General features: G+C 68.9%; 26 protein-coding genes and 1 pseudogene. 17 read left to right on the forward strand and 10 right to left on the reverse strand.

Annotation, left to right across the window (positions count from 1 at the left end; all coding sequences use genetic code 11):
- Window positions 1-8: 8 nt before the first annotated feature.
- The 4 genes from WT16_RS23040 to WT16_RS32475 are packed head-to-tail and all read right to left on the reverse strand — an operon-like array spanning window position 9 to window position 4250.
- The gene (locus WT16_RS23040; protein ID WP_059934453.1) at window positions 9-1055 is read right to left on the reverse strand and encodes a glycosyltransferase family 2 protein; all 1047 of its coding nucleotides are present in this window, start codon (window positions 1053-1055) and stop codon (window positions 9-11) included.
- Window positions 1040-2461: a glycosyltransferase family 87 protein gene (locus tag WT16_RS23045; protein ID WP_063534301.1), complete on the reverse strand. Its 1422-nt coding sequence runs from the start codon at window positions 2459-2461 to the stop codon at window positions 1040-1042. Before WT16_RS23045 ends, WT16_RS23040 begins: the two co-directional genes overlap by 16 nt.
- Complete coding sequence (locus tag WT16_RS23050) at window positions 2458-3666, reverse strand: glycosyltransferase family 87 protein (protein ID WP_063534942.1); 1209 nt, start codon at window positions 3664-3666, stop codon at window positions 2458-2460. The genes WT16_RS23045 and WT16_RS23050 overlap by 4 nt, the downstream gene beginning before the upstream one ends.
- Window positions 3667-3716: 50 nt before the next feature.
- Window positions 3717-4250: a hypothetical protein gene (locus WT16_RS32475; RefSeq protein WP_231892102.1), complete on the reverse strand. Its 534-nt coding sequence runs from the start codon at window positions 4248-4250 to the stop codon at window positions 3717-3719.
- Window positions 4251-4792: 542 nt separating this feature from the next.
- Between WT16_RS32475 and WT16_RS23060 the strand changes: the two genes are divergently transcribed.
- From WT16_RS23060 to WT16_RS23125, 14 genes are all read left to right on the forward strand, one after another.
- Window positions 4793-4963, forward strand: coding sequence for a Flp family type IVb pilin (locus WT16_RS23060; protein ID WP_059934455.1), 171 nt, complete (start codon window positions 4793-4795; stop codon window positions 4961-4963).
- A gap of 178 nt (window positions 4964-5141) precedes the next feature.
- Window positions 5142-5288 carry a Flp family type IVb pilin gene (locus WT16_RS23065; protein ID WP_009916580.1) on the forward strand — a complete coding sequence of 49 codons (147 nt, stop codon included), beginning with the start codon at window positions 5142-5144 and terminating at the stop codon, window positions 5286-5288.
- Window positions 5289-5379: 91 nt separating this feature from the next.
- Entirely contained in the window at window positions 5380-5919 is a 540-nt protein-coding gene (locus WT16_RS23070; RefSeq protein WP_059934456.1) for a prepilin peptidase, read from the forward strand.
- A gap of 41 nt (window positions 5920-5960) precedes the next feature.
- On the forward strand, window positions 5961-7343 hold the full coding sequence (locus WT16_RS23075) for a hypothetical protein (RefSeq protein WP_063534302.1): 1383 nt from the start codon (window positions 5961-5963) through the stop codon (window positions 7341-7343).
- A 45-nt stretch (window positions 7344-7388) separates the two neighbouring features.
- Window positions 7389-8234: a Flp pilus assembly protein CpaB gene (cpaB, locus tag WT16_RS23080; RefSeq protein ID WP_015603420.1), complete on the forward strand. Its 846-nt coding sequence runs from the start codon at window positions 7389-7391 to the stop codon at window positions 8232-8234.
- 112 nt (window positions 8235-8346) lie between these two features.
- Window positions 8347-10335, forward strand: coding sequence for a type II and III secretion system protein family protein (locus WT16_RS23085; RefSeq protein WP_063534303.1), 1989 nt, complete (start codon window positions 8347-8349; stop codon window positions 10333-10335).
- 23 nt (window positions 10336-10358) lie between these two features.
- Window positions 10359-10664 (forward strand): hypothetical protein, encoded by a 306-nt coding sequence (locus WT16_RS23090; protein WP_059934458.1) that lies wholly within the window; start codon window positions 10359-10361, stop codon window positions 10662-10664.
- Between the two features lie 25 nt (window positions 10665-10689).
- Window positions 10690-11946 (forward strand): pilus assembly protein TadG-related protein, encoded by a 1257-nt coding sequence (locus tag WT16_RS23095; RefSeq protein WP_059934459.1) that lies wholly within the window; start codon window positions 10690-10692, stop codon window positions 11944-11946.
- A 59-nt stretch (window positions 11947-12005) separates the two neighbouring features.
- Entirely contained in the window at window positions 12006-12512 is a 507-nt protein-coding gene (locus WT16_RS23100; protein WP_006028224.1) for a TadE/TadG family type IV pilus assembly protein, read from the forward strand.
- Window positions 12509-12970 carry a TadE family protein gene (locus tag WT16_RS23105; RefSeq protein WP_015602502.1) on the forward strand — a complete coding sequence of 154 codons (462 nt, stop codon included), beginning with the start codon at window positions 12509-12511 and terminating at the stop codon, window positions 12968-12970. The genes WT16_RS23100 and WT16_RS23105 overlap by 4 nt, the downstream gene beginning before the upstream one ends.
- A gap of 23 nt (window positions 12971-12993) precedes the next feature.
- Window positions 12994-14202, forward strand: coding sequence for an AAA family ATPase (locus WT16_RS23110; protein WP_063534304.1), 1209 nt, complete (start codon window positions 12994-12996; stop codon window positions 14200-14202).
- A 21-nt stretch (window positions 14203-14223) separates the two neighbouring features.
- Window positions 14224-15591 carry a CpaF family protein gene (locus WT16_RS23115; RefSeq protein WP_006028227.1) on the forward strand — a complete coding sequence of 456 codons (1368 nt, stop codon included), beginning with the start codon at window positions 14224-14226 and terminating at the stop codon, window positions 15589-15591.
- Between the two features lie 26 nt (window positions 15592-15617).
- Window positions 15618-16595 carry a type II secretion system F family protein gene (locus tag WT16_RS23120; RefSeq protein ID WP_009917575.1) on the forward strand — a complete coding sequence of 326 codons (978 nt, stop codon included), beginning with the start codon at window positions 15618-15620 and terminating at the stop codon, window positions 16593-16595.
- A 54-nt stretch (window positions 16596-16649) separates the two neighbouring features.
- Window positions 16650-17618, forward strand: coding sequence for a type II secretion system F family protein (locus WT16_RS23125; RefSeq protein WP_063534305.1), 969 nt, complete (start codon window positions 16650-16652; stop codon window positions 17616-17618).
- A 272-nt stretch (window positions 17619-17890) separates the two neighbouring features.
- Here the strand turns inward: WT16_RS23125 and WT16_RS32480 are convergent.
- From WT16_RS32480 to WT16_RS23140, 4 genes and pseudogenes are all read right to left on the reverse strand, one after another.
- Window positions 17891-17989: pseudogene (locus WT16_RS32480) on the reverse strand (Lrp/AsnC family transcriptional regulator); the annotation flags it as partial.
- A gap of 26 nt (window positions 17990-18015) precedes the next feature.
- Window positions 18016-18783 carry an FCD domain-containing protein gene (locus WT16_RS23130; RefSeq protein ID WP_009916044.1) on the reverse strand — a complete coding sequence of 256 codons (768 nt, stop codon included), beginning with the start codon at window positions 18781-18783 and terminating at the stop codon, window positions 18016-18018.
- Window positions 18784-19290: 507 nt separating this feature from the next.
- A complete protein-coding gene (locus WT16_RS23135; protein ID WP_063534943.1) occupies window positions 19291-20829 on the reverse strand; it encodes a M81 family metallopeptidase in 1539 nt (512 codons plus the stop codon).
- Window positions 20826-22133, reverse strand: coding sequence for an MFS transporter (locus WT16_RS23140; RefSeq protein ID WP_063534306.1), 1308 nt, complete (start codon window positions 22131-22133; stop codon window positions 20826-20828). The genes WT16_RS23135 and WT16_RS23140 overlap by 4 nt, the downstream gene beginning before the upstream one ends.
- A 128-nt stretch (window positions 22134-22261) precedes the next feature.
- Between WT16_RS23140 and WT16_RS23145 the strand changes: the two genes are divergently transcribed.
- A complete protein-coding gene (locus WT16_RS23145) occupies window positions 22262-23176 on the forward strand; it encodes a LysR family transcriptional regulator (protein WP_006028233.1) in 915 nt (304 codons plus the stop codon).
- On the opposite strand, the gene WT16_RS35440 is transcribed toward WT16_RS23145, so the two are convergent.
- Window positions 23166-23288 (reverse strand): hypothetical protein, encoded by a 123-nt coding sequence (locus tag WT16_RS35440; protein WP_269447548.1) that lies wholly within the window; start codon window positions 23286-23288, stop codon window positions 23166-23168. The two genes, WT16_RS23145 and WT16_RS35440, sit on opposite strands and share 11 nt — an antisense overlap.
- 499 nt (window positions 23289-23787) lie before the next feature.
- Between WT16_RS35440 and WT16_RS23150 the strand changes: the two genes are divergently transcribed.
- Complete coding sequence (locus tag WT16_RS23150; protein ID WP_063534944.1) at window positions 23788-24060, forward strand: hypothetical protein; 273 nt, start codon at window positions 23788-23790, stop codon at window positions 24058-24060.
- A gap of 7 nt (window positions 24061-24067) precedes the next feature.
- The gene (locus WT16_RS23155) at window positions 24068-24445 is read left to right on the forward strand and encodes a DUF3175 domain-containing protein (RefSeq protein WP_006028236.1); all 378 of its coding nucleotides are present in this window, start codon (window positions 24068-24070) and stop codon (window positions 24443-24445) included.
- 29 nt (window positions 24446-24474) lie between these two features.
- Here the strand turns inward: WT16_RS23155 and WT16_RS23160 are convergent, their stop codons facing one another.
- Window positions 24475-25950 carry an RNA polymerase factor sigma-54 gene (locus WT16_RS23160; RefSeq protein ID WP_063534307.1) on the reverse strand — a complete coding sequence of 492 codons (1476 nt, stop codon included), beginning with the start codon at window positions 25948-25950 and terminating at the stop codon, window positions 24475-24477.
- Window positions 25951-26015 lie beyond the last annotated feature (65 nt).

Consider the following 26015-nt stretch of genomic DNA (forward strand, 5'->3'; position numbering starts at 1 on the left):
TCCTTCGGTCAGCGGCTTGCGGCGCGCTCGCGCGGCATTGCGCGGCGCCGCGCAAACTCGATCCGCGCGGCGCGCGCCGCGGCGGCGGGCAGCGCGCTCACCTTCGTGCGCGCCTGATAACGGCGGCGCACGAGGTAGATCGGCCGCTCCTTCGATTCGTAATAGATGCGGCCGATGTACTCGCCGACGACGCCGATGCCGATCAGCTCGATCCCGCCGATGAACAGCATCACCGAAATCAGCGACGCGTAGCCCGGCACCGGATTGCCCATCCACAGCGTGCGCGCGACGATGAACCCGCCGTACAGGAACGCGAGCGCGGCGATGCCAAGCCCGATGTAGGTCCAGCTTCGCAGCGGCACCGTGCTGAAGCTCGTGATCCCTTCGAGCGCGAAGTTCCAGAGCTTCCAGCCGGAGAATTTCGAGTGGCCCGCGCAGCGCGCCTCGCGCTGGTATTCGACGATCACGGTCCGGTAGCCGACCCACGCGAACAGCCCCTTCATGAAGCGCCGGCGCTCCGGCAAGCTGCGCAGCGCGTTGACGACCTGCCGGTCCATCAGCCGGAAATCGCCGACGTTGACGGGCAGCTTCACTTCGGACAACGCATTGTGCACGCGGTAATAGAGCGCGGCGGCGGTGCGCTTCGCGAACGTGTCGCACGCGCGGTTGCTGCGCTTCGCCGCGACGACCTCCGCGCCTTCGCGCCAATGGTCGATCATCACCGGGATCAGGCTCGGCGGGTCCTGCAGATCCGCGTCGATCGGTATCACCGCGTCGCCGTTCGCTTCGTCGAGGCCCGCCGTCAGCGCGGCCTCCTTGCCGAAGTTGCGCGTCAGATCGATCACGCGCACGCGCGGGTCCTTCGCACCGACGGCGACGAGCTGCTCGAGCGTGTCGTCGCGGCTGCCGTCGTTCACGCAGACGATCTCGAAGCGGATCGATTCGATCGCCTCCATCAGCGGCACGACTTCCGCGAAGAACCGCGTGACCGCGTCGCCCTCGTTGTAGAACGGCACGACGAGCGAAATGAGCGGTATGTTCATCTGATCCCGCATGATGCTTCTCCCTGAACCCCGTAGCGGCCGCGGCCGGCAAGCGGCGCCGCCGCCCGCGTGCGCCGCGGCGCGGCGTCCGATGCGCCGCGCGCCGCGATGAAACGAACCGAATCGATCGCGTCCGCCGCGTCTTCGTCGCCGGGCAGACACGGCGCGCCGCGGCGCTCGCGCGCGATGCGGCACACGATCGCCGCGAGCGTGCCCGCCGTCACGAGCGGCAGGAACTGGAACCCCAGCGGCTCGATCGCGACAAGGCCCGCCAGCGGCATCGGCGCGAGCGCCGCGAGCCCTTCGCGCTCGAGCGGCCGCCAGCCTTCCGTGCGCGCGTGGCGCACGGCCCACGCGATCACGAGCCCGTACCACGCAAGGTCGTAGTCGTACAGATACGGGCTCACGAGCAAGCTCGCGCAGACGAGCGCGGCCGAGCGCAGCGCATGCGCGCTCGCGCCGCGCCACGCGTAGATCACCGCGGCGGCCGCGAACGCGATCGACGCCGCCTGCAACAGTTGCGCGACGAAAGGCGGCAGGCCGGCGAACGTCGCCATCGAGAAGAACGTCGGAATCCGCGCGAGCGCCGCCTGCCCGGCGCCGATCGTCTGCAATGCGGACGCCGCGCCGTGCGCGAATGCGGCCCATGCGCCGAAGCCGAACGCGAGCGTGCTCAGCGCGGCGACGAGCGCGACCGTCGCGGCCCATGCGCGCAATGCGCGCCATTGCGACGCGCACAACAGCGCGAGCGGAAACAGCAGCGCGAGCTGCGGCTTGATGACGAGGAGCCCGAAGCAACATCCGGCGAGCGCCGGGCGGCGGCGCAGCGCGACGAGGCCGAAGCCGGCGAGCGCGGCCGTCAGCAGGCTGTTCTGGCCGATGAGCGCGACGAAGAACGTGCCGGGAAACGCAAGCGCGCAGAGCGCCGCGAGGCGGCGCGGCACGATCGCGCGCACCGTCGCGACGAACAGCGCGCCCGTGCCCGCAGCCCACGCGAGCGCCGCGACCGGATACGGCAGCCAGCCGAGCGGCGCGACGAGCAGCAGCGTCTGCGGCGGATAGAGCCACAGCAGCACGCCGCGCATGCCGCGCATCGACGGCGCCGCCTGCAGCTCAGCCGCATGCAGCGCCGAAAAGCGCCAGGCGTCGGCCGCGTGGCCGTGCACCGCGAGCCGCGCGGCGCCCCAGGTCGGCACGAAGTCGAGCATCGGCGGCAGCGGCGAGCCGAGCCCGCCCGACAGCCAGCGAACCAGATAGATGCCGCCGAACGCTGCATAGCAGACGAGCGCCGCGATCGCGTAGGTCCGCACCCGCTTCGCGCCCAGCCAGTGCGGACGGCGGCGCGGGCCCGCGGCCGGCAGCTCCGGGCATTCGACGTCGCGATGCGCCGCCGCGTGGCCGTGCGGATGCGCTTTCATCGCGCGACTCCCGGCATCGCTCGCGCGCGGCGCGCGACGATAAGCAGCACGGCGAGCAGCACGACGGGCCCGAACTGCGGGAAATGCGTCGCGCGATTGAAGAACTCGAAGAACGGCAACAGCCAGCCGGCGACGAACACCGGCTGCTCGCCGGGCAGCCAGCCGGTGTCGAGCGCGCACGCGAGCACGCCGAACAGCGCGATGCCGAGCCACGCGAGCTCGTAATGCCACAGATACGGCGTCGCGAGCAGCGTCGCGACCGCGAGCCCGGCCGCGCGCAGCCGCGTGTCGCCCGTGCGCAGCCAGACGTCCAGCGCAGCGACGGCCGCGAGCACGCCGACGCCGATCTGCACCGCATACGCGGCATGCAGCGACGCGCCGGCGAGCCGCATCGCCGAGAACGGCGCCGGCGACGCAAGCCAGTACTGCGCGCCTTGCTCGAGCACGAGCTCGCGCAGCATCGTCGCGCCCGACAGGAACGCATGCACGGACGCCGTGCCGCAAACGGCGACGCTCGCCGCCGCGAAGACGAGCGTGCCCGCGGCGGCGGCGAAGCACGCGCGCCATGCGCGCGTCGCGACGAGCAAAAGCGGAAACAGCAGCGCCATCTGCGGCTTGACCGCGAGCAGGCTGATGCAAAGCCCCGCGAGCGCCGGGCGCTTCGCGAGCAGCCGGACCGCGAGCGCCGCGCACGCGGCCGTGAGCAGCGAATTCTGTCCGATGACGGCCGCAACGAGCACGCCCGGGAAAGACAGGATCACGAACGATGCGAGACGCGGATTCGACAAGCGGTCGCGCAACCCGGACAGCGCGCCGACGCTCTTCGCATACGCGACGAGGCCGAGCGCGCAGAAGAGCAACAGCGACGGCACGTAAGGCAGCAGCGCGAGCGGCGTGACGAGCACGAGCAGCGTCGGCGGATACACCCAGGGCAGGAAGCTGCGGTTCACGTACGCGCCGAGCTGCGCCGCTTCGGTGCGGGAGAATGCCGCATAGTCGTAGACGGTTGCGGGCGCGCCGTGCAGCATCGTGTGCGATCCGCTCCAGAACACCGTGAAATCGATGCCCGGCCGAACGGTCGTGTTCGCGGTGAAACCGCTCGTCGCCCAACCCCACGCGCCCAGCAGCGCGATGCTGAGAATCAGCGTCGCGCCGCCGTAGGCGAGCACGCGATCGCTGGTCAGCCATCCGCCTGAGCGCAACATGCCGAAGCATGTTCCCCGATTCGCAAGATCCATGATGCCCCGATGTGTGATTAAGCGTTCTGTTCAAACGCGTCGATTTTTTTTGTCGATTCGTTCGGACGACGTTCTTGTTCGCACGACGCCGTCGCGCTTCCATTGTTAGAAAAAAAAGCGAGCCGATGCAAATCGCGGCGGCGCGCGATATCGCAGCGGGCCGGCCGGAAACGGCGGATTCCGCATGAAAAATGACGAACGGACGCGCTCGCGTTACGGAGTTGAAACACTTTCCGCCGCCGGACGTCTGCGCCGAAGTCGCGCGGCACGGCTCCGTTCACGGATGCCCGGTTCAGGGAAAGTCCCGACAAAATTTTTTGTGCCTTGCCCGGCGGGCGTTCGCGGGCGGCGGCGGCGCGCGGCGGCGCGCTCGCGCGTATCAGAACCGAAACCTTCTGCGCCGCATCATGCCCGGCACGTTGCATCGATGAGCCGCTCGCCCTTGCCCCGCCGCGTCTTCCCGAAAGCTGGCCCACTCCTTGCGAAACGTCCTGCGCGGCAAACGACGACGCGACGATCGGCGAATTCACGGCAACCAGACCAGCAGACAAGAATCTCGCCGACGTCACCCACGGGGTCGCATCCGGCACCACGCACGCGAGTGCGGCGCCGGATGCGTACAGGGCAGTCGCCGTTCGACCAGCGGGGCACCGGCTGCGGCCGAGTGCTTGGAAAAAATTGCTTGTTGTGAATACCGGGGTGAAGGCAATGTTCACTTATACCGTTCAGCGGCTTCTCGGCCGCTCCAGCAGCGAAGCGGCGCGCGCAGTCGCCGTCGCTCGCGATCCCGCCGCCGGCCGAAACGGCCGTCGCTTCCGCGTTTTTCCAGGGTGGCGCCGCGCAGCGCGCATCGATTCATGCGCACGCGCCGGCAAGCCCCATCCCGCCGATCGTTCCGTCCGCGCCGGCGCATGCATTCGCGTGCAGGCCCCGGTGCGGCTGTTCTGATCCGCGATCCGCTTTCCAGCAGTGCCTTGCAGTGCCCGTAGTGCCTTGTTGTGCCTTGTTGTGCCTTGCAGTTGAAGCAGTTCCCGTTGTACGTCCCGCGCCGTTGACGGCAAGGGTTTCATTAGTCATCCGAAAGGAGAGAGTCATGTCCAGCTTCATTCAATACGTCAAGCAGTTCGTTCGCGACGATGGCGGCGTCAGCGCCATCGAATATGGCCTGATCGCCGCTTTGATCGCGATTGTGATCATCGGTGCGGTGAAGACGGTCGGTACCGACCTCAATTCCGTCTTCACGACGATCGGCAGCGATCTGTAGGGCACGTCGCCGGAAGGACGGATGGCTTTGCGCAACACGCCGTCCGTCGTTTCCCGCGCGTGCGTTTCCCTTCGATGTTCCGTTCGATACCGCTGAGGAGCGACTCATGAGAACCCAGTCCTTTTGCCGGAAGTCGGCCCGTCCGCAGCCGCTCGGCGCACGTCCCGCTCACGCGTTCATGTGCTGGCTGCGCGACGAATCGGCGGTGTCCGCGATCGAATACGCGCTGATCGCATCGCTCATCGCGATCGTGATCATCGGCGCGGTGCAGGTCGTCGGCACCAATCTGCAATCGGTGTTCAGCACCGTCGCTTCGGATGTGTGATCTCAAGCCCACCTGGATGCGCCAGTCCGGCACGCCGGCTGGCGTCACCGAAGCGGTTCATCGAACCATTGAATTAGACGCGAGGCCTTCCATGCTTTCCGCCCTGCCACCGCAACCGATCCCGCTGTGCGCGGCGCTGCTCGCAGTCGTCGCGGCCAGCATCGATCTGGCGAGCCGGCGCATTCCCAACCGACTGATCGCGCTGGGCCTCGTGGGCGCGCTCGTCGCGCAATGCGCGCTGCCCGGCCCGCACACCGGCTTCGTCGCGTGGCTCGCGGGCGCCGCCACCGGCGCCGGCCTGCTGCTGCCGTTCTATGTCGTGCGGGGAATGGCGGCGGGCGACGTGAAGCTGATGCTCGCGATCGGCGCGTGGGTCGGCCCGACGCTCGCGCTGCACATCGCGCTCGCGACGTTCGTCGTCGGCGGCGCATGGGCGCTCGCGGTCGTGGCCAAGCGCCGCCGCTTGCGCAAGCTGCTCGCGAACCTGCGCCACCTGTTCGCGGGCGCGGCGCTGCTGCGCGATCCGTCGGCCGCGCGCGCCGCACCCGGGATCGACTCGGTCGGGACGCTGCCATACGGCGTCGCGATCGCGATCGGCACGCTCGGCGTGCTGTTCGCGGCGGCGGCCTGACGCAACGCATGCTGACTCTCACTCAACGATTTGGAGCGACCATGAACCTGGATCAAGCAGAACCGCGACACGACGTGCAGATCGCCCATCTGCCGGAGCCGCCGTCGCTGCGCATGTACCGCGCAAGGCAGGCCGCGCGCTTGCCGGCCGCGCCGCGCACGCTCGCGGAAACCGGCCTGAACGAAGCCTTCGTCGCGGCGCTGTTGCTGAAATCGATGCTCGCGCACGGACGCTCGAGCCTGACCGAGCTCGTCGAGCGTCACTGTCTGCCGCCCGCCGCGCTCGACGAAGTGCTGACGTTCCTCGCGTGCGAGCGCCTGATCGAAGTCACGCACCGCGGCCTGTCCGATATCGACCTGACGCTGCGCCTGACCGACCTCGGCCGCGCGCTCGCGCTCGAGGAAAAGGCGCGCAACAGCTACTGCGGCCCGGCGCCCGTCACGCACGACGCGTATGTCGCGAGCGTCGCCGCGCACTCGGTGCGCCTTGTGACGATCTCGCGCGCCGACGCGCACGCGGCGTTCAGCGGCGTCGCGATCGAGCCGGCGATGCTCGACGCGGCGGCCGCGTCGATGAACGCGGGCCGGCCGCTCCTGATCTACGGCCCGGCGGGCAGCGGCAAGACCTATCTCGCCGAGCGCCTCGGCGCGCTGCTGCGCGGCAACGTGCCGATTCCGTACGCGATCCATGCGTCGGGCGAGATCATCAGGATTCACGATCCGCTCGTGCACGTCGACGCGCCGCGCGCGGCCGACGGCGCGAACGGCGACCGCCGCTGGCGCCTCTGCCGCCGGCCCGTCGTGCTCTCGGGCGGCGAGCTCACGCTCACCGAGCTCGACCTGCGCCGCGACGATTCGACGGGCTACTACCAGGCGCCGCCGCACGTGAAGGCGAACATGGGCCTCTACATCGTCGACGACCTCGGCCGCCAGCGCATCGCGCCGCGCGACCTGCTCAACCGCTGGCTGATGCCGCTCGATCGCAACGTCGATCAGCTCACGTTCGTGAGCGGCGTGCGGCTCGAAATGCCGTTCGACGTGTGGCCCGTGTTCTCGAGCAACCTCACGCCCGCGCAGTTCAGCGACGACGCGTTCCTGCGGCGGCTCGGCTCGAAGCTGCACGTCGGGCCGCTGCCCGTCGAGCGCTACCGCGACGTGTACGACGCGAACTGCGCGGCGCTCGCGCTCAGCTCGGACCCATCGACGTTCGACTACCTGCTGCGACACCTGCACGAACCCGCACGGATGCCGTTTCTCGCGTGCTATCCGAGCGATCTGCTGCGGCTCGTCGCGGCGTCCGTGCGCTATCGCGGCGACGCGCCCGCGGTCACGCCACAGGCGCTGCATGAGGCGTGGCGCAGTTTCTTCGGCTCGGCGCCCGACGAACCGCCGTTCACCCCGCCGGATGCGGATCGCGATTGGTAGCGTCCGGCCCATTGGCTCTTGATACGACTAGCGAGGAGTACCGCCATGAAAAACAGTCGCGCATTCACGATGCTCGCCATCGCCATCCTGGCGGGGCTGGCCGCCGTCGCCTTCGCTTCGCGATGGCTCGTGCAGACCTCGAGCAGCGCCGTCACACCCGTCGCGGTCGCCGCGACCGACGTGAACCTCGGCGAGCCGCTCGGCCCGAACCAGTTGCGCATCGTCAACTGGCCGACGGCCAGCGTGCCGCCCGGCGCGTTCACCGATCTCAAGCCGCTCGAAGGCCGCGTCGTGCGCACGAGCCTTGCGCGCGGCGAGCCCGTGCTCGGCACGAAGCTCGCGCCCGTCGGCACGAAGGGCGGCCTGTCCGCCGTGATCGCCCCCGGGCACCGCGCGATCACCGTGCGCGTGAACGACGTGGTCGGCGTCGCGGGCTTCGCGCTGCCGGGCAACTACGTCGACGTGATCGTCAACACGCAGGAACAGTCGAAGGCCGATCCGCAGCAGAGCATCTCGAAGATCGTGCTCGAGAAGATCCTCGTGCTCGCCGTCGCGCAGCAGGTGAGCCGCGACGACACCGCGCCGAAGGTCGTCAACGCGGTCACGCTCGAAGTGTCGCCCGACCAGGCGGAGAAGCTCGATCTCGCGCGCAGCGTCGGCACGCTGTCGCTCGTGCTGCGCAACCAGATCGACAAGGACGCGCTGAACACCGGCGGCGCGACGAAGAACACGCTGCTCGGCCAGCCGGCGGCCGTGCCAGCGAGCGTCGCGGCGCCCGCCGCGCAACCGCGTCCCGTGCGCATGCGCGTCGTCGCGCATGCGCGCGGCGCGGCCGGCCGCGACTGCGTCGGCGTGTTGTCCGGCGTGACGGGCAGCGTCGAATGTTTCTGACACAAGTGGCAAAGCACTGACGATGCCTGGCGTTTCCGCTGCCCGTTTGTGTTCCGGCAGCTTTGATAGTCAAACCCGGCGCACTGCGCCGGGCACTGGGGGACCACACGAAATGGACACCAAATCGCAACTTTCCCGGCCGACGCCGACGCGCTCGCGCGTCGTGCGCGGCGCGGCGCTCGCCGCCGCGTGCTGCGCCGGGCTCTTCACCGTCTTCGCCGCGGCCGCGCAGGACGCCGTCGAGAACGCCGCGATCGCGAAGGGCACGGCGGCGGCGCCGATGGCGATCGGTCGCGGGCCGATGCAGATGACGATCAGCATGGCGCCCGCGCCCGCCGCCGGCGCGGCGGCCGCAGCCGCCGCCGCGCCGCTGCGCGGCCCGAACTGCGTCGGCGAGATGCGCGAGTCGACGAACGTGAGCGTGCCGCTCGGCAAGTCGCTGCTCGTGCCGCTCGACGAACCGGTGCGCAACCGCACGATCGGCAACCCGGCGGTCGCGCAGGCGACGATGGTATCGCCGCGCACGCTCTATCTCGTCGGCATGTCGGTCGGTACGACGAACATGATCGTCCAGGGCAAGAGCGGCACGTGCCGGATCATCGACGTCGCGGTCGGCGCGGACGCGGACGGCCTGCAGACGTCGCTGCGGCAACTGATGCCGCGCGAGCGCGACATCCGCGTGTCGACCGCGGCGGACACGATCGTGCTCGCGGGCAACGTGTCGAGCGCGCAGGCCGCGCAGCAGGCGGTCGCGATCGCGAAGGCATACAGCGACCGCACGAACGCCGGCGCCGCCGGCAACGGCAACGGCAACGGTGGCGGCGGCGGCTCGCGCGCCGACGTGCTGAACATGCTGACCGTCACGTCGCCGCAGCAGGTGATGCTCGAAGTGAAGGTCGCCGAGGTATCGAAGACGCTGATCAACCAGATGGGATCGGCCGTCAACATCCAGGGCGGCTTCGGCTCTTGGACGGGCGCGCTCATGACGAGCCTGCTCACGGGCGTCGGCAGCGGCATCGTGGCGAGCAAGTCGAACAAGCTGCCGCTCAGTGGGGCAATCGACGCACAGGACACCGACCAGCCGGTGAAGATCCTCGCCGAGCCGCGGCTCGTCACGATCAGCGGCCAGGAAGCGACGTTTCTCGCGGGCGGCAAGATCTTCATCCCGGTGCCGCAGAGCAGCGGCATCGGCACGAACACGATCACGCTGCAGGAAGAGGAATTCGGCGTCGGGCTGAAGTTCACGCCGACCGTGCTGTCGAACGGCCGGATCAGCCTGAAGGTCGCGCCCGAGGTGTCCGAGCTGTCGCCAACGGGCGTCACGCTGTCCGCGTCGAACGTGGGCAACGTGTCGATCCTGCCGCTCATCACGACGCGGCGCGCATCGACGACCGTGCAGATGAACGACGGCGAGACGTTCGCGATCGGCGGCCTCATCAAGGACAACGCGCAGGGCACGCTCAAGGCGCTGCCGGGCATCGGCGAGCTGCCGGTGCTCGGCGCGCTGTTCCGCAGCACGTCGTTCCAGCAGGACCGCACCGAGCTCGTGTTCATCATCACGCCGCATCTGGTGAAGCCGCTCGACACCGCCGACGTGCCGCTGCCGACCGACAGCTTCACGAAGCCGAACGAAGCCGACGTCTATGCGACGGGCAACATGGAAGGCCGTGGCGGGTTGCGTCAGCACGGCGCCGCGCCGGCGAACGCCGCGCCCAAGAATGCCGCGCCCAAGAATGCCGCGCCGATGAGCGCCGCTCCGGCCGATGCCGCGCCTGCCGCTGTCGCCGCGCCGGCCAAGGACGCGCTGGCGAGCCCCGCGCCCGCCGCCGCACCCGCGCCCGCGCGCCCGTCGGCGACCGTGCAGGCGCCGCCGCTCGCGCCGCCGGACGCCGCCGCGACCGCGCAGCGGCAAGGCGCGCGCGCGACTGCGCCGGACGCGGCGCGCGCCGGTCTCGCCGCGCCCGCGGCAGCCGCCGCGCCGCCTGCTCCCGCGGCGCTCGCGACGCCGGCCGCAGCCGGCTCGAACGCGAAGCATCAGGGCGCGCAGCCGCCGCAACAACTCGCCAACGCAAGCGCGATCGCGCAAGACTTCGATCGCTGAACCACATCGTCAAGGGGACGCTCATGAACCTCGATTACTTCACGCTGACGCGCCGCCTCGTGCTCGCCGCGTCGCTCGCCGCCTCGCTCGGCGGCTGCATGTCCAGCACGCCCGTCTGGGACGGCCGCTTCGGCGATTCGGTGCGCGCCGTGATGCACGCGCAGATCATCGATCCGCACGCGGCCGAGCACGCGCAGTCCGCGCCCGGCGTCGACGGGCGCGCGGCCGCCGCCGCGCTCGACAACTACGACAGGTCGTTCCAGCAGATCGAGCCCACGCCGAACGCGTTCGTGATCGGCGTCGGCGGCGGCAAGACGGGCGGCCAATAACCACCATTCGCTCAGGGAGACCGTCATGTCTCGCGTCACTTTCTCCTCAGGCGCCGCCCTTCACGGCGGGCGGCGCCGCCAGCGCGGCGTCGTGTCGATTCTCGTCGCGCTGATGCTCGCGGTGCTGATCGGCTTCGTCGGCCTCGCGCTGGATCTCGGCAAGCTCTACGTGACGCGCAGCGAGCTGCAGAACAGCGCGGACGCATGCGCGCTCGCCGCCGCGCGCGACCTGACGGGCGCAATCAACCTGTCCGTGCCGGAGGCGGCCGGCATCACCGCCGGCCATCTCAACTACGCGCTGTTCGAGCAGTTTCCGGTTCAGATGCTGACGAACTCGAGCGTCACGTTCAGCGATTCGCTCAGCAATCCGTTCCAGCCGAAGAGCTCGATCGCCTCGCCGTCGTCGATCAAGTACGTGAAGTGCACGACGTCGCGAACGGGCATCGTCAACTGGTTCATCCAGACGCTCAACCTGGTGCCGGGCGTGAGCGTCGCGAACGCGTCGGTGTCCGCGACGGCCGTCGCCACCGTCGGCGCCGCGCAGACCACCTGCGCGATCCCGGTGTTCATCTGCAAGGCCGGCACGCAGACGAGCCCGCCCGTCGCCGGCGCGACGTACAACATCGGCGACTGGCTCGCCGTGAAGACGGGCTCGCCGCCGTCGTTCGGCGCGGGCAACTTCGGCTGGTCGGCGCTCGACGGATCGAACAGCGCAGCGTCGATCAAGAGCGAGCTCACGGGCAACTACTGCGCGCTGCCCGCCACCGGCTCGCAGGTCGGCACGCCGGGCAACAAGGTCGCGGACAGCGCCGCATACAACACGCGCTTCGGCATCTATGCGAATCCGTACAAGGACCCGTCGTACGGCACGCCCGATTTCACCGGCTACGCATACGACGCGACCACGTGGCCCGCGCAGAACAACGCGTACTCGGATTTCGTGAGCAAGCGCCTGACGTTCACGAGCTACCAGGGCGACCATCTTTCCGGCATCACCACGAGCGGCACGTACAACGCGAGCTACTACCCGGCGGGCGCCGACCGGCGGCTCGCGCTCGCGCCCGAGGTCGACTGCACGGTGCTGCTGAGCGGCCACAGCGCGCCCGTGCTGTCGTGGGACTGCGTGCTGATGCTCGATCCGATGGGTTCCGGCGGCAGTGCGGGCCCGATCCATCTCGAGTACCGCGGCTCGTCAACGGCCGCCGGCAGCCCGTGCGCGACGCAAGGCACGCCCGGCAACGGCAGCTCGGTGGGCCCGCAAGTGCCCGTGCTGCTCCAATGAACCCGCAACCACAAGAGACGATCATGAACCGACTCTCATTCCGCTCCCGTCCGTCGCGGATGCGCGGCGCCGTCGCGGTGGAATTCGCGATCGTGATGATCCCGCTCGTGCTGCTCGCGACCGGCGTCGCGGAATTCGGCCGCGCGATCTATCAGTACGAGGCGTTGACGAAGGCGACGCGCGATGCGACGCGCTACCTGTCGACGTACCTGTCGACCGACCCTGCCTATCCGGTCGCGCAGGCGCAGTGCCTTGCCGTCTACGGCAGCACGACCTGCGGCTCGACGGGCAGCGAGCTCGCGCCGGGCCTCGCGACGTCGATGGTCATCGTGTGCGACGCGTCGCACACGACGAACTGCAGCGACTCGTCCGATCCGGCGCAGTTCGCGAGCGTGCCGACCTACGACACGAACAACGGCTCGCCCGACCCGGCAAGCCTCGCGGGCAGCATGAATCTCGTCGAGGTCAAGATCAAGGGCTATCGGTACCAGCCGATCCCTGTGTTTCCGGGGCTGCCGGCCTTGACCTTCGGCAACATCGTCACCGTGATGAGGCAGGTGTCATGAACGCGCGCCCCTTCTCCCTCATTCGGCGCCGGGCGCAGCGCGGCGCGGCGGCTGTCGAGTTCGCGCTCGTCGCCGCGATTCTCTGCACGATCCTGATCGGCATCTGCGAGTTCGGCCGCGTGCTGTTCTACTGGAACACCGCGAGCGAGGCGGTGCGGCTCGGCGCGCGCACGGCGACCGTCTGCGACGCCGACGCGTCCGTCGTGAAGACCCGCATCAGCCAGTTGATGCCGCTCATCGGCAACGCGAACGTGAGCCTCGCGTACACGCCCGCCGGCTGCGATTCCGACGCGGCGACGGCGCGCAGCACCTGCACGTTCGTCACCGTGTCGGTCACGAACGTGACGGTCAGGACGCTGATTCCGTTCGTGCCGCTCACGCTCTCGATGCCGCCCTTCGTCACCACGCTGCCCCGCGAAAGTCTCTCGACGTCGACGGGCGGCTCGGTCTGTCAATGAACCCCTACACGAGATCAACGACCATGATCAACATCCTCGTCGCTTCCGAAGACGCATCGCGGCTCGCGCTTCTCGCGCGGCTCGTCGCCGACGCCGGCCGCTATCGCATCACGCGCACGGTCGGCCGCGCCGCGCAGATCGTGCAGCGCACGGACGGGCTCGACGCCTTCGACATCCTGATGATCGACGGCGTCGCGCTCGACGCCGCCGAGCTCGCCGCGATCGAAAAGCTGAGCCGCCTGCATCCGGGGCTCACATGCATGCTCGTGACGACCGACGCGTCGTCGCAGACGCTGCTCGACGCGATGCGCGCCGGCGTGCGCGACGTGCTGCACTGGCCGGTCGAGCCGCGCGCGCTCGACGACGCGTTCAAGCGCGCGGCCGCGCAGTGCACGCAGCGCAATACGCCCGACACGCGGATCGTGTCGTTCATGTCGTGCAAGGGCGGCGCGGGCACGAGCTTCATCGCGGGGAACGTCGCGTACGAAATCGCCGAATGCTCAAAGCGCCGCACGCTGCTGATCGACCTGAACCAGCAGTTCGCAGACGCCGCGTTCCTCGTCAGCGACCAGACGCCGCCGTCGAGCATCGCGCAGCTCTGCGGGCAGCTCGAAAGAATGGACGGCGCGTTTCTCGACGCGAGCGTCGTGCGCGTGACGGATTCGTTCCACGTGCTCGCGGGCGCGGGCGATCCGGTCAAGGCCGCCGACATCCGCGAGGATGCGCTCGAATGGATTCTCGGCGTTGCCTTGCCGCGCTACGACTTCGTGATCTTCGAGCTCGGCGTCAGCCTGAACGCGGTGTCGATGGTCGCGCTCGACCGCAGCGACCACATCGAAGTCGTGCTGCAGCCGAGCATGCCGCATGTGCGTGCGGCGCGCCGCCTGCAGGAGCTGCTCGTGTCGCTCGGCTGCCCGCTCGATCGCATCCAGCTCGTTCTGAACCGGCAGACGCGCACGTCCGAGCGCGCGCGCGCGGCGCTCGAAGAAGTGCTGAGCATGCGCGCCGCGCACGTGATTCCCGACGATCCCGCCGCGGTCGGCGAGGCCGTCGACCAGGGCGTCCCGCTTTCGCGGCTCGCGCGCGGCTGCGGCGTCGCACGCAGCCTGCAGGCGTTCGCCAAGCAGCTCGTCGAAGGCGAGCAGCGCCCGCAGCGAGACAGCGAGCGCGACGCGCCGCTCTTCGCCCGGCTCTTCACCCGCGGCGCGGCCCCCAAACTCAAATCGATGTAACCCCCGTTCGAGGAGACCATCATGTCATTGCGAGACCAGATGTCCACGCGGCGCGCGCAACCGCTCATGTCCCGAAGCGACGCCATCGGCGCGGCAACCGCGATGGCGCGCGAAGCGTATCAGAAGCTGCGCCGCCAGATGCACGGCGCGGTGCTCGAGCGCGTCGAGCTCGAACGCCTGTCGCGGCTGCCCGCCGAGCAGGTGCGCAACGAGATCTCGACGCTGATCGCGCGCATTCTCGACGAAGAGAAGCTGCTCGCGAACGATCTCGAACGCCGCCAGCTCACGGTCGACATCTACGACGAAATGTTCGGCTTCGGCCCGCTCGAATCGCTGCTGCGCGACCCGACCGTGTCGGACATCCTCGTGAACACGGCGAGCGCCGTCTATGTCGAGCGGTACGGCCGGCTCGAGCTGACCGACGTCACGTTCTACGACGACGCGCACCTGATGAAGGTGATCGAGAAGATCGTGTCGCGCGTCGGCCGGCGCATCGACGAATCGAGCCCGATGGTCGACGCGCGCCTGCCCGACGGCTCGCGCGTGAACGCGATCATCCCGCCGTCCGCGATCGACGGCCCGCTGATGTCGATCCGCCGCTTCGCGGTCAATCCGCTGAAGATGGACGACCTCGTCAACTACCAGACGCTGACGCCGCCGATGGCGCAACTGCTCGAAGCGCTCGCGCGCGCGAAGGTCAACGTGCTCGTATCGGGCGGCACCGGCAGCGGCAAGACGACGCTTCTGAACATCCTGTCCGGCTACATTCCGGACGACGAACGGATCGTGACGATCGAGGACGCGGCCGAGCTGCAATTGCAGCAGCATCACGTGCTGCGGCTCGAGACGCGCCCGCCGAACATCGAGGGCAAGGGCGAGATCACGCAGCGCACGCTCGTGCGCAACGCGCTGCGCATGCGCCCCGACCGCATCATCCTCGGCGAAGTGCGCGGCGCCGAGGCGCTCGACATGCTGAACGCGATGAACACCGGCCACGAAGGCTCGCTCGCGACGATCCACGCGAACACGGCGCGCGACGCGCTGACCCGGCTCGAAAACATGATCGGCGTCTCGGGCCTCTCGCTGCCGCCGAAGACGATGCGCCAGCAGATCAGCTCGGCGCTCTCCGTCGTCGTGCAGACCACGCGCCTCACGGACGGCAAGCGCAGGATCGTCAGCATCCAGGAGCTGACCGGCATGGAAGGGGAGATCATCAACATGCAGGAGATCTTCACGTTCAAGCGCACCGGTCTCGACGCGAACGGCAACGTGCTCGGCTACTTCACCGCGACGGGCGTGCGGCCGAAGTTCGCCGAGCGTCTGAGCGCGTTCGGCATCCAGTTGCCCGACGCGATGTACGACCCCGCGCGCCGCTTCGAAGTGGCGTAAGCCCGCGCTGCATGAAGGAGCCCGTCATGGACCCGATTTTCTACGGTTTCGTCCTGCTGCTGTTCGTCGCCGTGGTGCTGGCGTTCGAAGGCGTCTATCAATGGTGGAACGCCCGCCACGGGCCGGCCGCGCGGCGCATCGAGGCCCGCATCCGCGCGATGTCGGCGGGCGGCCAGGTGCAGAAGGAACGGCTGTCGATCCTCAAGGAGCGGATGCTCAACGACGCGAAGCCGTTCGACCGCCTGCTGATGCGCATGCCGCGCGTGCAGACGCTCGACCTGCTGATCGAGCAGTCGGGCCTCACGTGGTCGGTCGTGAAGCTCGCGTGGATCTCGCTCGCGATTCCGTTCGCCGCGTTCGTCGCGCTCAGCTTCGCGCCGCTGCCGCTGTGGGTCGCGGCAGTGGCTTCCGTCGCGACGATATGCCTGCCGACGCTGTTCGTGCTGCACTGCCGGACACGCCGCCTGCGCAAGCTCGAACGGCAGTTGCCGGACACCTGCGACACGATCGCGCGCGCACTGCGCGCCGGCCACGCGTTCTCGAGCGCGATCTCGATGGTGGGCGGCGAGTTCGCCGAGCCGATGGGCGGCGAGTTCCGGATCACGTTCGATGAGATCAACTACGGCGTGCCGCTGCAGGAGGCGCTGCTGAATCTCGCGACGCGCGTGCCGGTGCCCGATCTGCGCTACTTCGTGATCGCGGTGCTGATCCAGCGCGAAACGGGCGGCAATCTCGCCGAGCTGCTCGACGGCATCGCGCTCCTGATCCGCGAGCGCTTCAAGCTGTTCGACAAGGTCCGCGTGCTGTCGGCGGAAGGCAAGCTGTCCGCGCTGATCCTGACGCTGCTGCCGTTCGGCACGGCGGGACTGCTGTCGGTCATGAATCCCGACTTCATCGCGGTGCTCTGGCAGGACCCGGCCGGCATCCTGCTCGTCGGGATGACGATCGCGTCGATGGCGTTCGGCATCCTGTGGATGCGGCACATCATCCGCATTCGCGTGTGAAGCGGCGCGCCACGCATCCGGCCATCATTCGTTGAACGACATTCGGGGACTGTCATGGAAAACCTCAACGTCATGCATATCCTGCTGCTGCTCGGCCTGTTCGCGATCGTCGTCGCGGGCGTGATGGCCACGTGGCTCGCATTCGCGCCGCGCGGCCTCGCGCGGCGGCTCGCGCAGATCGGCGGCGGCGGCGGCTCCGGCGCGGTTGCGGCGGGCGACAGTCCGGCGCCGCCAGCCGTCTGGGTCGAGAAGCTCGCCGAGATCTCGCAGCCGATCTCGAGGCTGTCGCTGCCGAAGTCCGGCTGGGAGAACTCGCCGCTGCGGCTGCGCCTCATCAACGCCGGCTGGCGCTCGCCTGGCGCCGCGCACCTGTACTTCGCCGCGAAGACCGTGCTCGCGCTCACGCTGCCCGCGGTCGCGATGCCGTTCATGATCGGCACCGCGCTCGGCGACAACCCATACGCGGTATCGGCGATGGTCTTGCTGATCGGCGGGTTCGGCTTCTATCTGCCGAACGCGATGCTGTCGCGCCACATCCGGTTGCGGCAGCGCAAGATCATCGAGGATTTTCCGGACGCGCTCGATCTGCTGACCGTGTGCGTCGAAGCGGGGCTCGGCCTCGACGCGGCGCTGACGAAGGTCGCCGACGAGCTGCGGCTGCGCAGCCCGATCGTCGCGGACGAGCTCGGGCTGATGCTGCTCGAGATACGCTCCGGCTTCGCGAAGGACGCCGCGCTGCGCAACCTCGCGCTGCGCACGGGCGCCGAGGACGTCGACGCGTTCTGCGCGATGCTGATCCAGGCGGACCGCTTCGGGACGAGCATCGGCGCGTCGCTGCGCGTGCTGTCCGACACGCTGCGCACGCAGCGGCGGATGCGCGCCGAGGAGCGCGCGGCGAAGATCGCGCTGAAGCTGCTGTTTCCGCTGATCTTCTGCATCTTTCCCGCGCTGCTGACGGTGCTGCTCGGGCCCGCGTTCATCCACATCTACCGGACGCTGCTGCCGACGATGGCGGGCGGCTGAGCAACGCCCGCGGCGGCGTCGGGCGGCTTTTTCCGCCGTGCCGCCGGCGCCGCCCGGCGGTCAGCCCGCCGCGCCGACAACAAGAAGTCCAAAGCAGCGCGGCGGGTGGGGCGTCGATTGCCGCTCCTCCCGCCGCGTGCGGCGACGATGCGCCCGCTCGCCGCACGCTTCGCGGTCATTCCGTCATCCCGACATGCCGACATCCCGAAGTCCTGATAGAAACGCGCCGCGTACCCGTCCGGCTTAGGGCCCGTCCACGCCCAGGAGAGGCCCTAAGCCGGCTTGCTCGCGAGATCGGGCACGGAGCCGTCGCGCTTGAGCGTCGCGAGCACGATACCCGAATTCGTCGACATCACGCCGGGGCGGCGCGCATCGAGCAGGGCCGCCCCGCGCTGCGTCAGGCCGGATCGAGGCTCGTTTCGTTGACGGCCGCGCGCAGCGCGATCATCGCGGTGCGCGCGCCGTCCGCGTCGCGGCCGTCGATCGCCGCGACGAGCTTCGCCGCCGCGTCGCGGATCGCTTCGTTGCGCTCCTGCAGCATCGCCGCGTCGAGGTCGATCGCCATCACGCCCGCGCGGGCGACTTCGGCCATCTGCCGGATGAACTGATTGCGGCTCGCCTCGACGATCGACGCATGCAGCAGCTCGAGCGCGCGGCGCAATGCGTCGGGCTCGACCGCGTCGTGCAGCGCCGCATGCGCGGCGCGCACCGCACGGCGCTGCGTCTCGTCCGAATGCACGGCCACCTGCGCGGCCGCCTCCGGCTCGATCAGGTCGCACATCGCGGCGACGTCGAGCAGGAAGTCCGTGTCCGACGCGATCCGCATCCGCCACTGCATCACGTGATCGTCGAAGAGCCGCCATTCGCTGCGCGGCGTGAGGCGCGTGCCCGCTTTCGTCCGCGCATGCAGCATCCGCCGCGCGGTCAGCATGCGCGTGACCTCGCGCATCACCGAGCGCGGCACGCCGAGCTCGCGCGCGAGCACGTCCTGCGGCGGCAGCAGGCCGGACGTGTATTCGCCGTCGACGATGCGCGTGACGAGCTCGTCGAGCACGCGCTGCACGCGCGGGGACGCCTTCAGCGAGCGGCGCTCGGCCGCGTCGCCGAACGGTCTTGCCGGCGTGCGCGCCGGGTTCAGGAGATGGTTGCTATCTAAGGAGTTCATCGTACTCATCCATGTGCGCAATGGGGTCCTTCGCTGAAAACGGAAGGCGCGACGACGTGAACGCATCCGCAACGCGACAAAGGCATGCGAAAGCGGGATCGGCTGCGGCGCTCGCTGCCTCGGGAATAAAAAGCGCGACCGGAGCGTGTTCCGATCGCAAGGCCACTGCCGCTGACAACCGGGCCACCAGGCGGCAGATGGAGCACGACGCGCGCAGTGCGCGTCGTGACAATCGAACCGATGCGGCCGGATGGGGCGCCGGCCGCGAAAGCGCGAAGCTCGGGCGAGCGGCGCGCGCGCACCGCGTCCGGACGCTCGCCGCGCCCGGACGCCTGCCTCGTGAAACGCAACGCGCCGCGCCGTCGCGGCGGCACGCGCGCGACGAGGCATGGACGTTGCCGTACAATGCCGACAACCATGATGGGGGCTTCGCTGAAAGTCTTCCGTGGTCAGGCCGCAGCAGGTATTGGCGCACCTTGCGCGGCTGCTCGCCTCAATGCATCCGTCCTATATCCGCATCTCTCCCGTGATCCCGTCCGCATGCGGCGCGCGCCGCCCGCCGCAGCCGAAGAACGGCGCGCCGCAAGGGCTCGTGCGCATTCCGTCGGCAAGCGACGTCCAGCGCAGGTCGGCCGGGTCGGCGGCCATCCAGCCGCCCGCTTTCGCAATCAGCACGCAATCTGCGATCGCATCGAAATCCGCCCGAAAATGAACGGAACTTTTGTTGACCAGGATCTTCATCGTCTCGGGCGCGACGCCCGCGATCCGATAGAAGCTCCGGTCGGACATCTGCACGCGCGCCGACGTGACGACGACGCGCACGTCGGCGATCCGCAGGCACGCGGTCGGGCCGAGCTCGAACGTCGCGCCCTTGAGCATCGGGCCGTCGCAGTGGCAGCGGCCGTTCGACAGCGACTCGACGCGAAACGTCCCGGTAAACGGCAGCCCGCTGTCCGCGCCGAGCGTGACCTCGACCGACGCGCCTGGCCCCGCCGCGTGCGCCGCGCACGCGGCCGCCGGATCGAAGAAGAGCCCGAGCGCCGCGTCCGGCGCGCGGTGCCTGACGAGCGCGTGCAACAGCCCCGTCGTGTTCGAGCCGCCGCCCGCGCCCGGGTTGTCCTGCGTGTCGGCGATCACGACCGGCTTGCGCGCGCGGCGCGCGATCCGGATCGCCTCGGCCACCGCGTCGTCCGCCGACATGAAGTGCACCGTCCACTCCGACTCGGTCGACACGACGTGCTCGTACAGCGCGTCGACCGCGCGCGCGAGCTGGACAGGGTCCGCGCCGTAGCCCCAGATCGTCGGCCCGCATTCGGAGAAGTCCGCGGCCGGAAAGCCCGGCGCGAACGACAGCGACCGCACGCTGCCCGTCTCCAGCCGCGCGAGCAGCCGGAACAGGCTCTTCGACGGCTCGAGCGACGTGCACATCGCGTTGACCGGAATCAGGAACGGCACGCGCCGCGCGCTGCGAAAATGGCGATGGCGGCCGCGCCTGCCGAGCAGCGCGTCGAGCAGCGCGACCGCGCGGCGCCCGGTGTCCGCCATGTCGACATGCGGATACGTGCGGTACGTGACGAGGCCGTCCGCGCTGTCGAGCATCTGCTGCGTGACGTTCGCGTGCAGATCGAGCGACGCGACGATCGGCACGCGCGCGCCCACTGTCTCGCGCAGCCGGCGCAGCAGCTCGCCTTCGCCGTCGTCATGGCGCTCGGTCGCCATTGCGCCGTGCAGGTCGACGTAGATGCCGTCGGCATCGCGCCGCTTCGCGGCGTCGACGATCTCGCCCGCGATCCGCTCGAACGCAACCGTTTCGACGCGGCCCGACGGCGTCGCGTCGGCCCAGATGGCGGGCAGCGCGACGTGGCCGGCATCGTCGAGCGCCGCGAGCGCGCCCGCGACGGGCAGGTTCATGCGCTTGAGCCGGCCGATCTCGGCGCCGCGCGACAGCGGATAGCGGCCGCCGTCCGCCGCGAAGCTCGCGTAGGTCGCCTTGCTCGGTGCGAACGTGTTGGACTCGTGCCGGAACCCGGCAACCAGAATCTTCATGACGCGGCGGCGCTCCACTGGTTCGCGTCGACGCGGTTCGCGAGCAGCACGATCGCGCCCGCGACGAACAGCGCGGCCATCACCATCAGCCCGGCCTGCAGGCTGCCCGTTGCGGTCTTGATCCAGCCGATGACCGTCGGGCTCACGAAGCCGCCGAACAGGCCGATCGAATTGATGAGTGCGATGCCGCCCGCGGCGACGTCGCCCCTCAGGTAAGCGACGGGAATCGCCCAGAACACCGCGTACGACGCATACATCAGCGCGGTCGCCGCGACGAGCGCGACCATCGCGACGACGAACCGGTCGCCCGCGAGCACGTTGCCCGCCAGCGCGGCCGCGCTCAGCAGCAGCGCGATCGCGCTGTGCCGGCGCCGCTCGCGGCGCTTGTCGGACAGCCGGCCGATCACCTGCATCGCGACGATCGCCGCGAGATACGGCAGCGCGGTCAGCGCGCCGATGTGCAGCAGGTTCTCCACGCCCGCGCCGCGCAAGAGCGTCGGCAGCCAGAAGCTGATCGCGTAGAGACCGCAGATGATCGCGAAATAGGAAAACGCCATCGCATGGATTCGTGGATCTTTCAGGACCTCGCGAAACGCCGTGTGCCGGCTCGCCGCGCGCGGCGCCGAAGCGAGTTCGCTCAGCAGGATCGCCCTCTCGTTCTCGCTCAGCCACTTCGCGTCGGCCGGCCGCTCGCTCAGCGTGAAGAACAGCACGACGCCGAGCAGCACGGCGGGCAATCCTTCGAGCAGAAACAGCCACTGCCAGCCGGCCAGACCGTGCGCGCCCGCGAGCTGCGTCATGACGAGCATCGACACCGGCCCGCCGATCACCGCGCCGACGGGCCCCGCGCACAGCAGCATCGCCGTCGCGCGCGCCATGCGCGCCTGCGGGTACCAGCGGGTCAGACAGAACAGCATGCCGGGGGCGAAGCCCGCCTCGAACACGCCGAGCAGAAAACGCAAAACGTAGAACGTCGTCACGTCGGCGGCGAACATCGTCGCGATCGACGTCAAACCCCACAACACCATGATGCGGCTCAGCGTGAGCCGCGCGCCGACACGGGTCAGCCGCAGATTGCTCGGCACCTCGAACGCGATGTAGCCGAGAAAGAAGATTCCGGCGCCGAGGCCGTACACGGCCTCGCTCCATCCGAGGTCCGTCTGCATCGCGAGCTTCGCGAAACTGATGTTGACGCGATCGATATAGGCCGTGACGTAACAGACTGCAAGAAACCCGAGGATGCGGATGTCGACCTTTCGATAGATTCGCGAGCGCGCGTTTCCGGATGCGTTCTGTTCTCTCATATGGCCCGTATTGGAATCTGCCTGCGCGTACTCCTGCGCTCATTTATCGTGGTCATTATCTCCATACTGTATGATCCCAGTGATAGCAACTTTGGTGTACAGCCGTTGCTTTGCAAGGCAACAAGCGTATGGATCAATCGTTTCAGGTCAACCTCAACCGTCTTCGCTATTTCCACGCGATCCTCGAACACGGATCGATCCGCGCGGCGGCGGAACGGCTGAACACCGCGCCCTCCGTCGTCAGCCGGCAATTGCAGTTGCTCGAGAGCGAAATCGGCGCGCCGCTGTTCGAGCGCCGCCAGCACGGCATGATCGCGACCGAAGCCGCCGCTCTCCTCGTCGAATACACGCACGCGTGCCGAATCGGACTAGAGCAGTTCCACGAATCGCTGCACGGCGAATTGCGCGGGCGCGTCGAAATCGCGCTGACGGTCGGCTATGTCGAAGACCTGATGGATTCCGTCATCACCCGTTTTTTACATCGACATCCGCACGTATCGGTCGCATTGAACGTGCGCTCCGCGGACGACGTCGTAGATGACGTATTACGCAAACGTGCGCATATCGGCCTCACGTACAATCCTTCGTTGCCGCCGGAAATTCGCGAATGCTTGAGCGTCGCGCATCCGACGTTTCTCGCGGTCGCGCCCGATCATCCGCTCGTGAAGCGCGGCGAGCCGCTCGAATTGCGCGATGCGGTGCGCTATCCGCTCGCGCTGATGCCTGCGCCGTATTACGGCGTCGGGCAGATTGTGCATACCGTCGCGCACGCGGAGAACATTCCGCTTGCGCCGCGGCTCGTCACGAACTCGGTGCCCGCGATGCGGCGTTTCGTGCGTTCGGGCAACGGCGTCGCGTTTCTCACGCATCTGTTGATCGAAGACGATGTCCAACGCGGCGAGATCGTCGCGCTGCGCATGCGCAACCCGCTGTTCAACTTGCCTTGCGGCAAGGTGCTCGTTCACAACGAGCGCGCGCTGCCGCGCGCGGCGAACGAGATCCTCGCGCGCATCGTGCGGGATTTGCCGTCGTTCAAGTCTTGACGCGGCGCACGCTGACCGGCTCGAAGGCCTGCGCCGCCGCTTCGTTGCGCTCGGCGAACTTCGCCGTTTGCGCGTCGAGCGCCGCCTCGATGCCGTTGAACGCAACGGTCACGCGCGGCTTGTTCGTTCACCCCGTGCCTTCCTTCTTTCGCCCGCGCGGGGTGATGCCGCGCGGTTCAGTCATTTCTATTTTTTTCTCAGGTTCGAACCGGTAAAACCGACGAGTCTCGTTCCAATAGGTCCACAGTGCATCCGGACCGATTCGCCGTGGTTATCGTCGAATCGCCCGTTCGCGCATTCCCGTTGCAACGAAATACTCGGTCTTTTCCGGCATGCGCGCATAGCCTGCGGCTCCATGCAGGCCGCGGCGGCGGACGGGCAGGCAGGCGCAAGCGCGACGACGTAAGCGCCAGGATGGACGAAGCGGATATTTACGTCACGGATGCTTGTTTAAATCGCGCGCCGAGGCGGACATTCGACTCGGCGAAATCAACAACGCACGCGATTGGCCCGATTTTCAATACGATTTGTGCAAATGCCGGCGCAAGCCATATATTGAAAAGTCGGCTCGCCGCTTCGATTCGAGGCCGCCCGTCACGAAGGAGCACGCGATGCGGATATTCGGTGCGATCGCCCTGCTGTTCTCGCGCGCCGCCGGCAGGCGCACGCGCTCCGCTCATTCCGCCTTCGCGCACGCGGCGCGCGGCGCGTGTCCGTCGCGCCGCGTGCGCGAAGGCCGGGCGCACGGCGCGCCCCCCCGGCATCCGACGCCGGCTTCGCGCACGCGCGAGCCGTTCGAGATCCGGCGGCCCGAACGGTTCGGCGTCGGCGACGTCGAGCCCGGTTCGTCGAACGCGCCCGAAGCGGGCGGCATCAAGCTGTGAGCGCGCGATGGCCACCCGCAAGACACCCGCCCGCAAGCAGGCCCCGCGCGAGACCGCGCACCGCCCGCCCGCGTCCGGCCGCAAGCGCGCCCGCGCCGCGCAGGAAAAGTCCGGCCGCTACTGGTCGAGCGATGTGACGGAGCACAGCCACGCGCTCGATCTCGAACCCGACGTCTTCAAGTCCGACGACCCCGAAGCGATCGCGCAATCGCTGAAGCGCTCCGCGCTCGACAGCACGCGACGCAAGGCGAATCCGTTCCAGTCGGCAATGTCGATGCTCAATTTCTACATGAACCGCGCGGGCCGGAATCTTACGAAAACGCGCCGGACGACGCTCGAGCGCGCGAAGAAGAAGCTGCGCGAAGCATTCGGCCGCAAACCCTGACGCGCGCCGCCCGCGCGTTCGCCGCAGGTTCAAAGTGGCGCGCGGCGGCGCAATTCCGCGGGCGGGATCTTCATTGCCTGCCGGTACTTCGTGACGGTGCGGCGCGCAAGCACGATCCCGCGCCCCGCGAGACGCTGCGCGAGCGCGACGTCCGACAGCGGATCGACCGCCTGCTCGGCCGCGATCATGTCGCGGATCAGCACCTTCGCGGCGGCGGCCGAGCACGCGCCCTTGCCCGCCGCCTCGAGCTTGCGCGGAAAGAAGTGCTTGAACTCGAACGTGCCGTGCGGCGTCGCCATGTACTTGTTGCCGGTCGCGCGCGAGATCGTCGATTCGTGCAGGCCGAGCTCATCGGCGATGTCGCGCAGCACGAGCGGCTTCAGCGCGATCTCGCCGTAGCGGAAGAAATCGCGCTGGCGCGCGACGATGCACTCGCCGACGCGGCGGATCGTGTCGAAGCGCTTCCGCGCGTTGCGGATCAGCCAGCGCGCTTCCTGCAGTTGCTGGCCGAGCGGCGACTGATTCGAGCCGCTCGATTGCGCGAACAGCTCCGCATAGCGGCGATGAATCCGCGCGCGCGGCATCACGGCCGGGTTGATCGTGACGATCCATTCGTTGCGCACCTGCCGCACGATCACGTCGGGGACGACGTAGTTGCCCGCCGCGCTGCCGTACTGGTTGCCGGGGCGCGGATCGAGCCGCCGCACGAGCGCGCATGCGATGTGCAGCGTGCGCGTGTCGCAGCCGATGCGGCGCTGCATCTCGGCCGTCTCGCGGCGCGCGAGACGCTCGAGATGATGCGCGGCCATCTCCTTCGCGCATTCGACGCCTGGCGTGCCCGCGGGCATCGCATCGAGTTGCAGCAGCAGGCATTCGGACAGCGAGCGCGCACCGATGCCCGGCTGATCGAGCGACTGCACGAGCCGCAGCGCGACGAGCAGCTCCTGCTCGGCCGGATGCAGCAGCGGGTCGGCCGCCGCGAGCTCGGGCAGCGCCTGGCGCAGATAGCCGTCGTCGTCGAGCGCGTCGATGATCATCCGCGCAAGCGTGCGGTCGCGCCGGGTCAACTGGCAGAGACGCAGCGCGTCGTGCAGGTGCTCGCGCAGCGTCGGCTCGGCCGTCATCCAGTCGCCGGGCTCGAGATCCGACGCGTCGTCGGCGCGCCGGTTCGAGCCGCGCGCCGACAGCTCGGCCGTCAGCGGCACGTCCTGCCCGACGACTGGCGGCGACGCGTCGCTCGCGAGCGCGCCGTCTTCGCCGTCGGCGTAGCCGTCGTCCGCCCGCGCGTCCGCTTCGGCGGCGGGCGTGTCGCCCGGCTTGGCCGCAGCCTCGGCGGTATCGTCGTCGGGCGCTTGCACGTCTTCGAGAAACGGATTGGTATCGAGCGCCTGACGCAGCTCCTGCTGGAATTCGAGCGAAGAAAGCTGGAGCAGGCGCAGCGACTGCTGCAAGCGCGGCGTGAGCGCCAGGTGTTGACGCATTTGCAACGCGAGCGTGGCGGGCATGCCGAACTCCCTTGCAGGTGGACGTGGATGCCCGGGTCTCCGCAACTTCCATACCCATTTCGCGT

It is taken from the genome of Burkholderia sp. MSMB1589WGS, from assembly GCF_001636105.1.
In the GTDB taxonomy this organism is placed as follows: Bacteria; Pseudomonadota; Gammaproteobacteria; order Burkholderiales; family Burkholderiaceae; genus Burkholderia; species Burkholderia humptydooensis.

Excerpts from the sequence above, each read along its gene's own strand:
- WT16_RS23040 (WP_059934453.1), bottom strand. The coding sequence starts at position 1,055 with ATGCGGGATCAGATGAACATACCGCTCATTTCGCTCGTCGTGCCGTTC.
- WT16_RS23045 (WP_063534301.1), bottom strand. The coding sequence starts at position 2,461 with ATGAAAGCGCATCCGCACGGCCACGCGGCGGCGCATCGCGACGTCGAA.
- WT16_RS23050 (WP_063534942.1), bottom strand. The coding sequence starts at position 3,666 with ATGTTGCGCTCAGGCGGATGGCTGACCAGCGATCGCGTGCTCGCCTAC.
- WT16_RS23060 (WP_059934455.1), top strand. The coding sequence starts at position 4,793 with ATGTCCAGCTTCATTCAATACGTCAAGCAGTTCGTTCGCGACGATGGC.
- WT16_RS23065 (WP_009916580.1), top strand. The coding sequence starts at position 5,142 with ATGTGCTGGCTGCGCGACGAATCGGCGGTGTCCGCGATCGAATACGCG.
- WT16_RS23070 (WP_059934456.1), top strand. The coding sequence starts at position 5,380 with ATGCTTTCCGCCCTGCCACCGCAACCGATCCCGCTGTGCGCGGCGCTG.
- WT16_RS23075 (WP_063534302.1), top strand. The coding sequence starts at position 5,961 with ATGAACCTGGATCAAGCAGAACCGCGACACGACGTGCAGATCGCCCAT.
- cpaB (WP_015603420.1), top strand. The coding sequence starts at position 7,389 with ATGAAAAACAGTCGCGCATTCACGATGCTCGCCATCGCCATCCTGGCG.
- WT16_RS23085 (WP_063534303.1), top strand. The coding sequence starts at position 8,347 with ATGGACACCAAATCGCAACTTTCCCGGCCGACGCCGACGCGCTCGCGC.
- WT16_RS23090 (WP_059934458.1), top strand. The coding sequence starts at position 10,359 with ATGAACCTCGATTACTTCACGCTGACGCGCCGCCTCGTGCTCGCCGCG.
- WT16_RS23095 (WP_059934459.1), top strand. The coding sequence starts at position 10,690 with ATGTCTCGCGTCACTTTCTCCTCAGGCGCCGCCCTTCACGGCGGGCGG.
- WT16_RS23100 (WP_006028224.1), top strand. The coding sequence starts at position 12,006 with ATGCGCGGCGCCGTCGCGGTGGAATTCGCGATCGTGATGATCCCGCTC.
- WT16_RS23105 (WP_015602502.1), top strand. The coding sequence starts at position 12,509 with ATGAACGCGCGCCCCTTCTCCCTCATTCGGCGCCGGGCGCAGCGCGGC.
- WT16_RS23110 (WP_063534304.1), top strand. The coding sequence starts at position 12,994 with ATGATCAACATCCTCGTCGCTTCCGAAGACGCATCGCGGCTCGCGCTT.
- WT16_RS23115 (WP_006028227.1), top strand. The coding sequence starts at position 14,224 with ATGTCATTGCGAGACCAGATGTCCACGCGGCGCGCGCAACCGCTCATG.
- WT16_RS23120 (WP_009917575.1), top strand. The coding sequence starts at position 15,618 with ATGGACCCGATTTTCTACGGTTTCGTCCTGCTGCTGTTCGTCGCCGTG.
- WT16_RS23125 (WP_063534305.1), top strand. The coding sequence starts at position 16,650 with ATGGAAAACCTCAACGTCATGCATATCCTGCTGCTGCTCGGCCTGTTC.
- WT16_RS23130 (WP_009916044.1), bottom strand. The coding sequence starts at position 18,783 with ATGAACTCCTTAGATAGCAACCATCTCCTGAACCCGGCGCGCACGCCG.
- WT16_RS23135 (WP_063534943.1), bottom strand. The coding sequence starts at position 20,829 with ATGAAGATTCTGGTTGCCGGGTTCCGGCACGAGTCCAACACGTTCGCA.
- WT16_RS23140 (WP_063534306.1), bottom strand. The coding sequence starts at position 22,133 with ATGAGAGAACAGAACGCATCCGGAAACGCGCGCTCGCGAATCTATCGA.
- WT16_RS23145 (WP_006028233.1), top strand. The coding sequence starts at position 22,262 with ATGGATCAATCGTTTCAGGTCAACCTCAACCGTCTTCGCTATTTCCAC.
- WT16_RS23150 (WP_063534944.1), top strand. The coding sequence starts at position 23,788 with ATGCGGATATTCGGTGCGATCGCCCTGCTGTTCTCGCGCGCCGCCGGC.
- WT16_RS23155 (WP_006028236.1), top strand. The coding sequence starts at position 24,068 with ATGGCCACCCGCAAGACACCCGCCCGCAAGCAGGCCCCGCGCGAGACC.
- WT16_RS23160 (WP_063534307.1), bottom strand. The coding sequence starts at position 25,950 with ATGCCCGCCACGCTCGCGTTGCAAATGCGTCAACACCTGGCGCTCACG.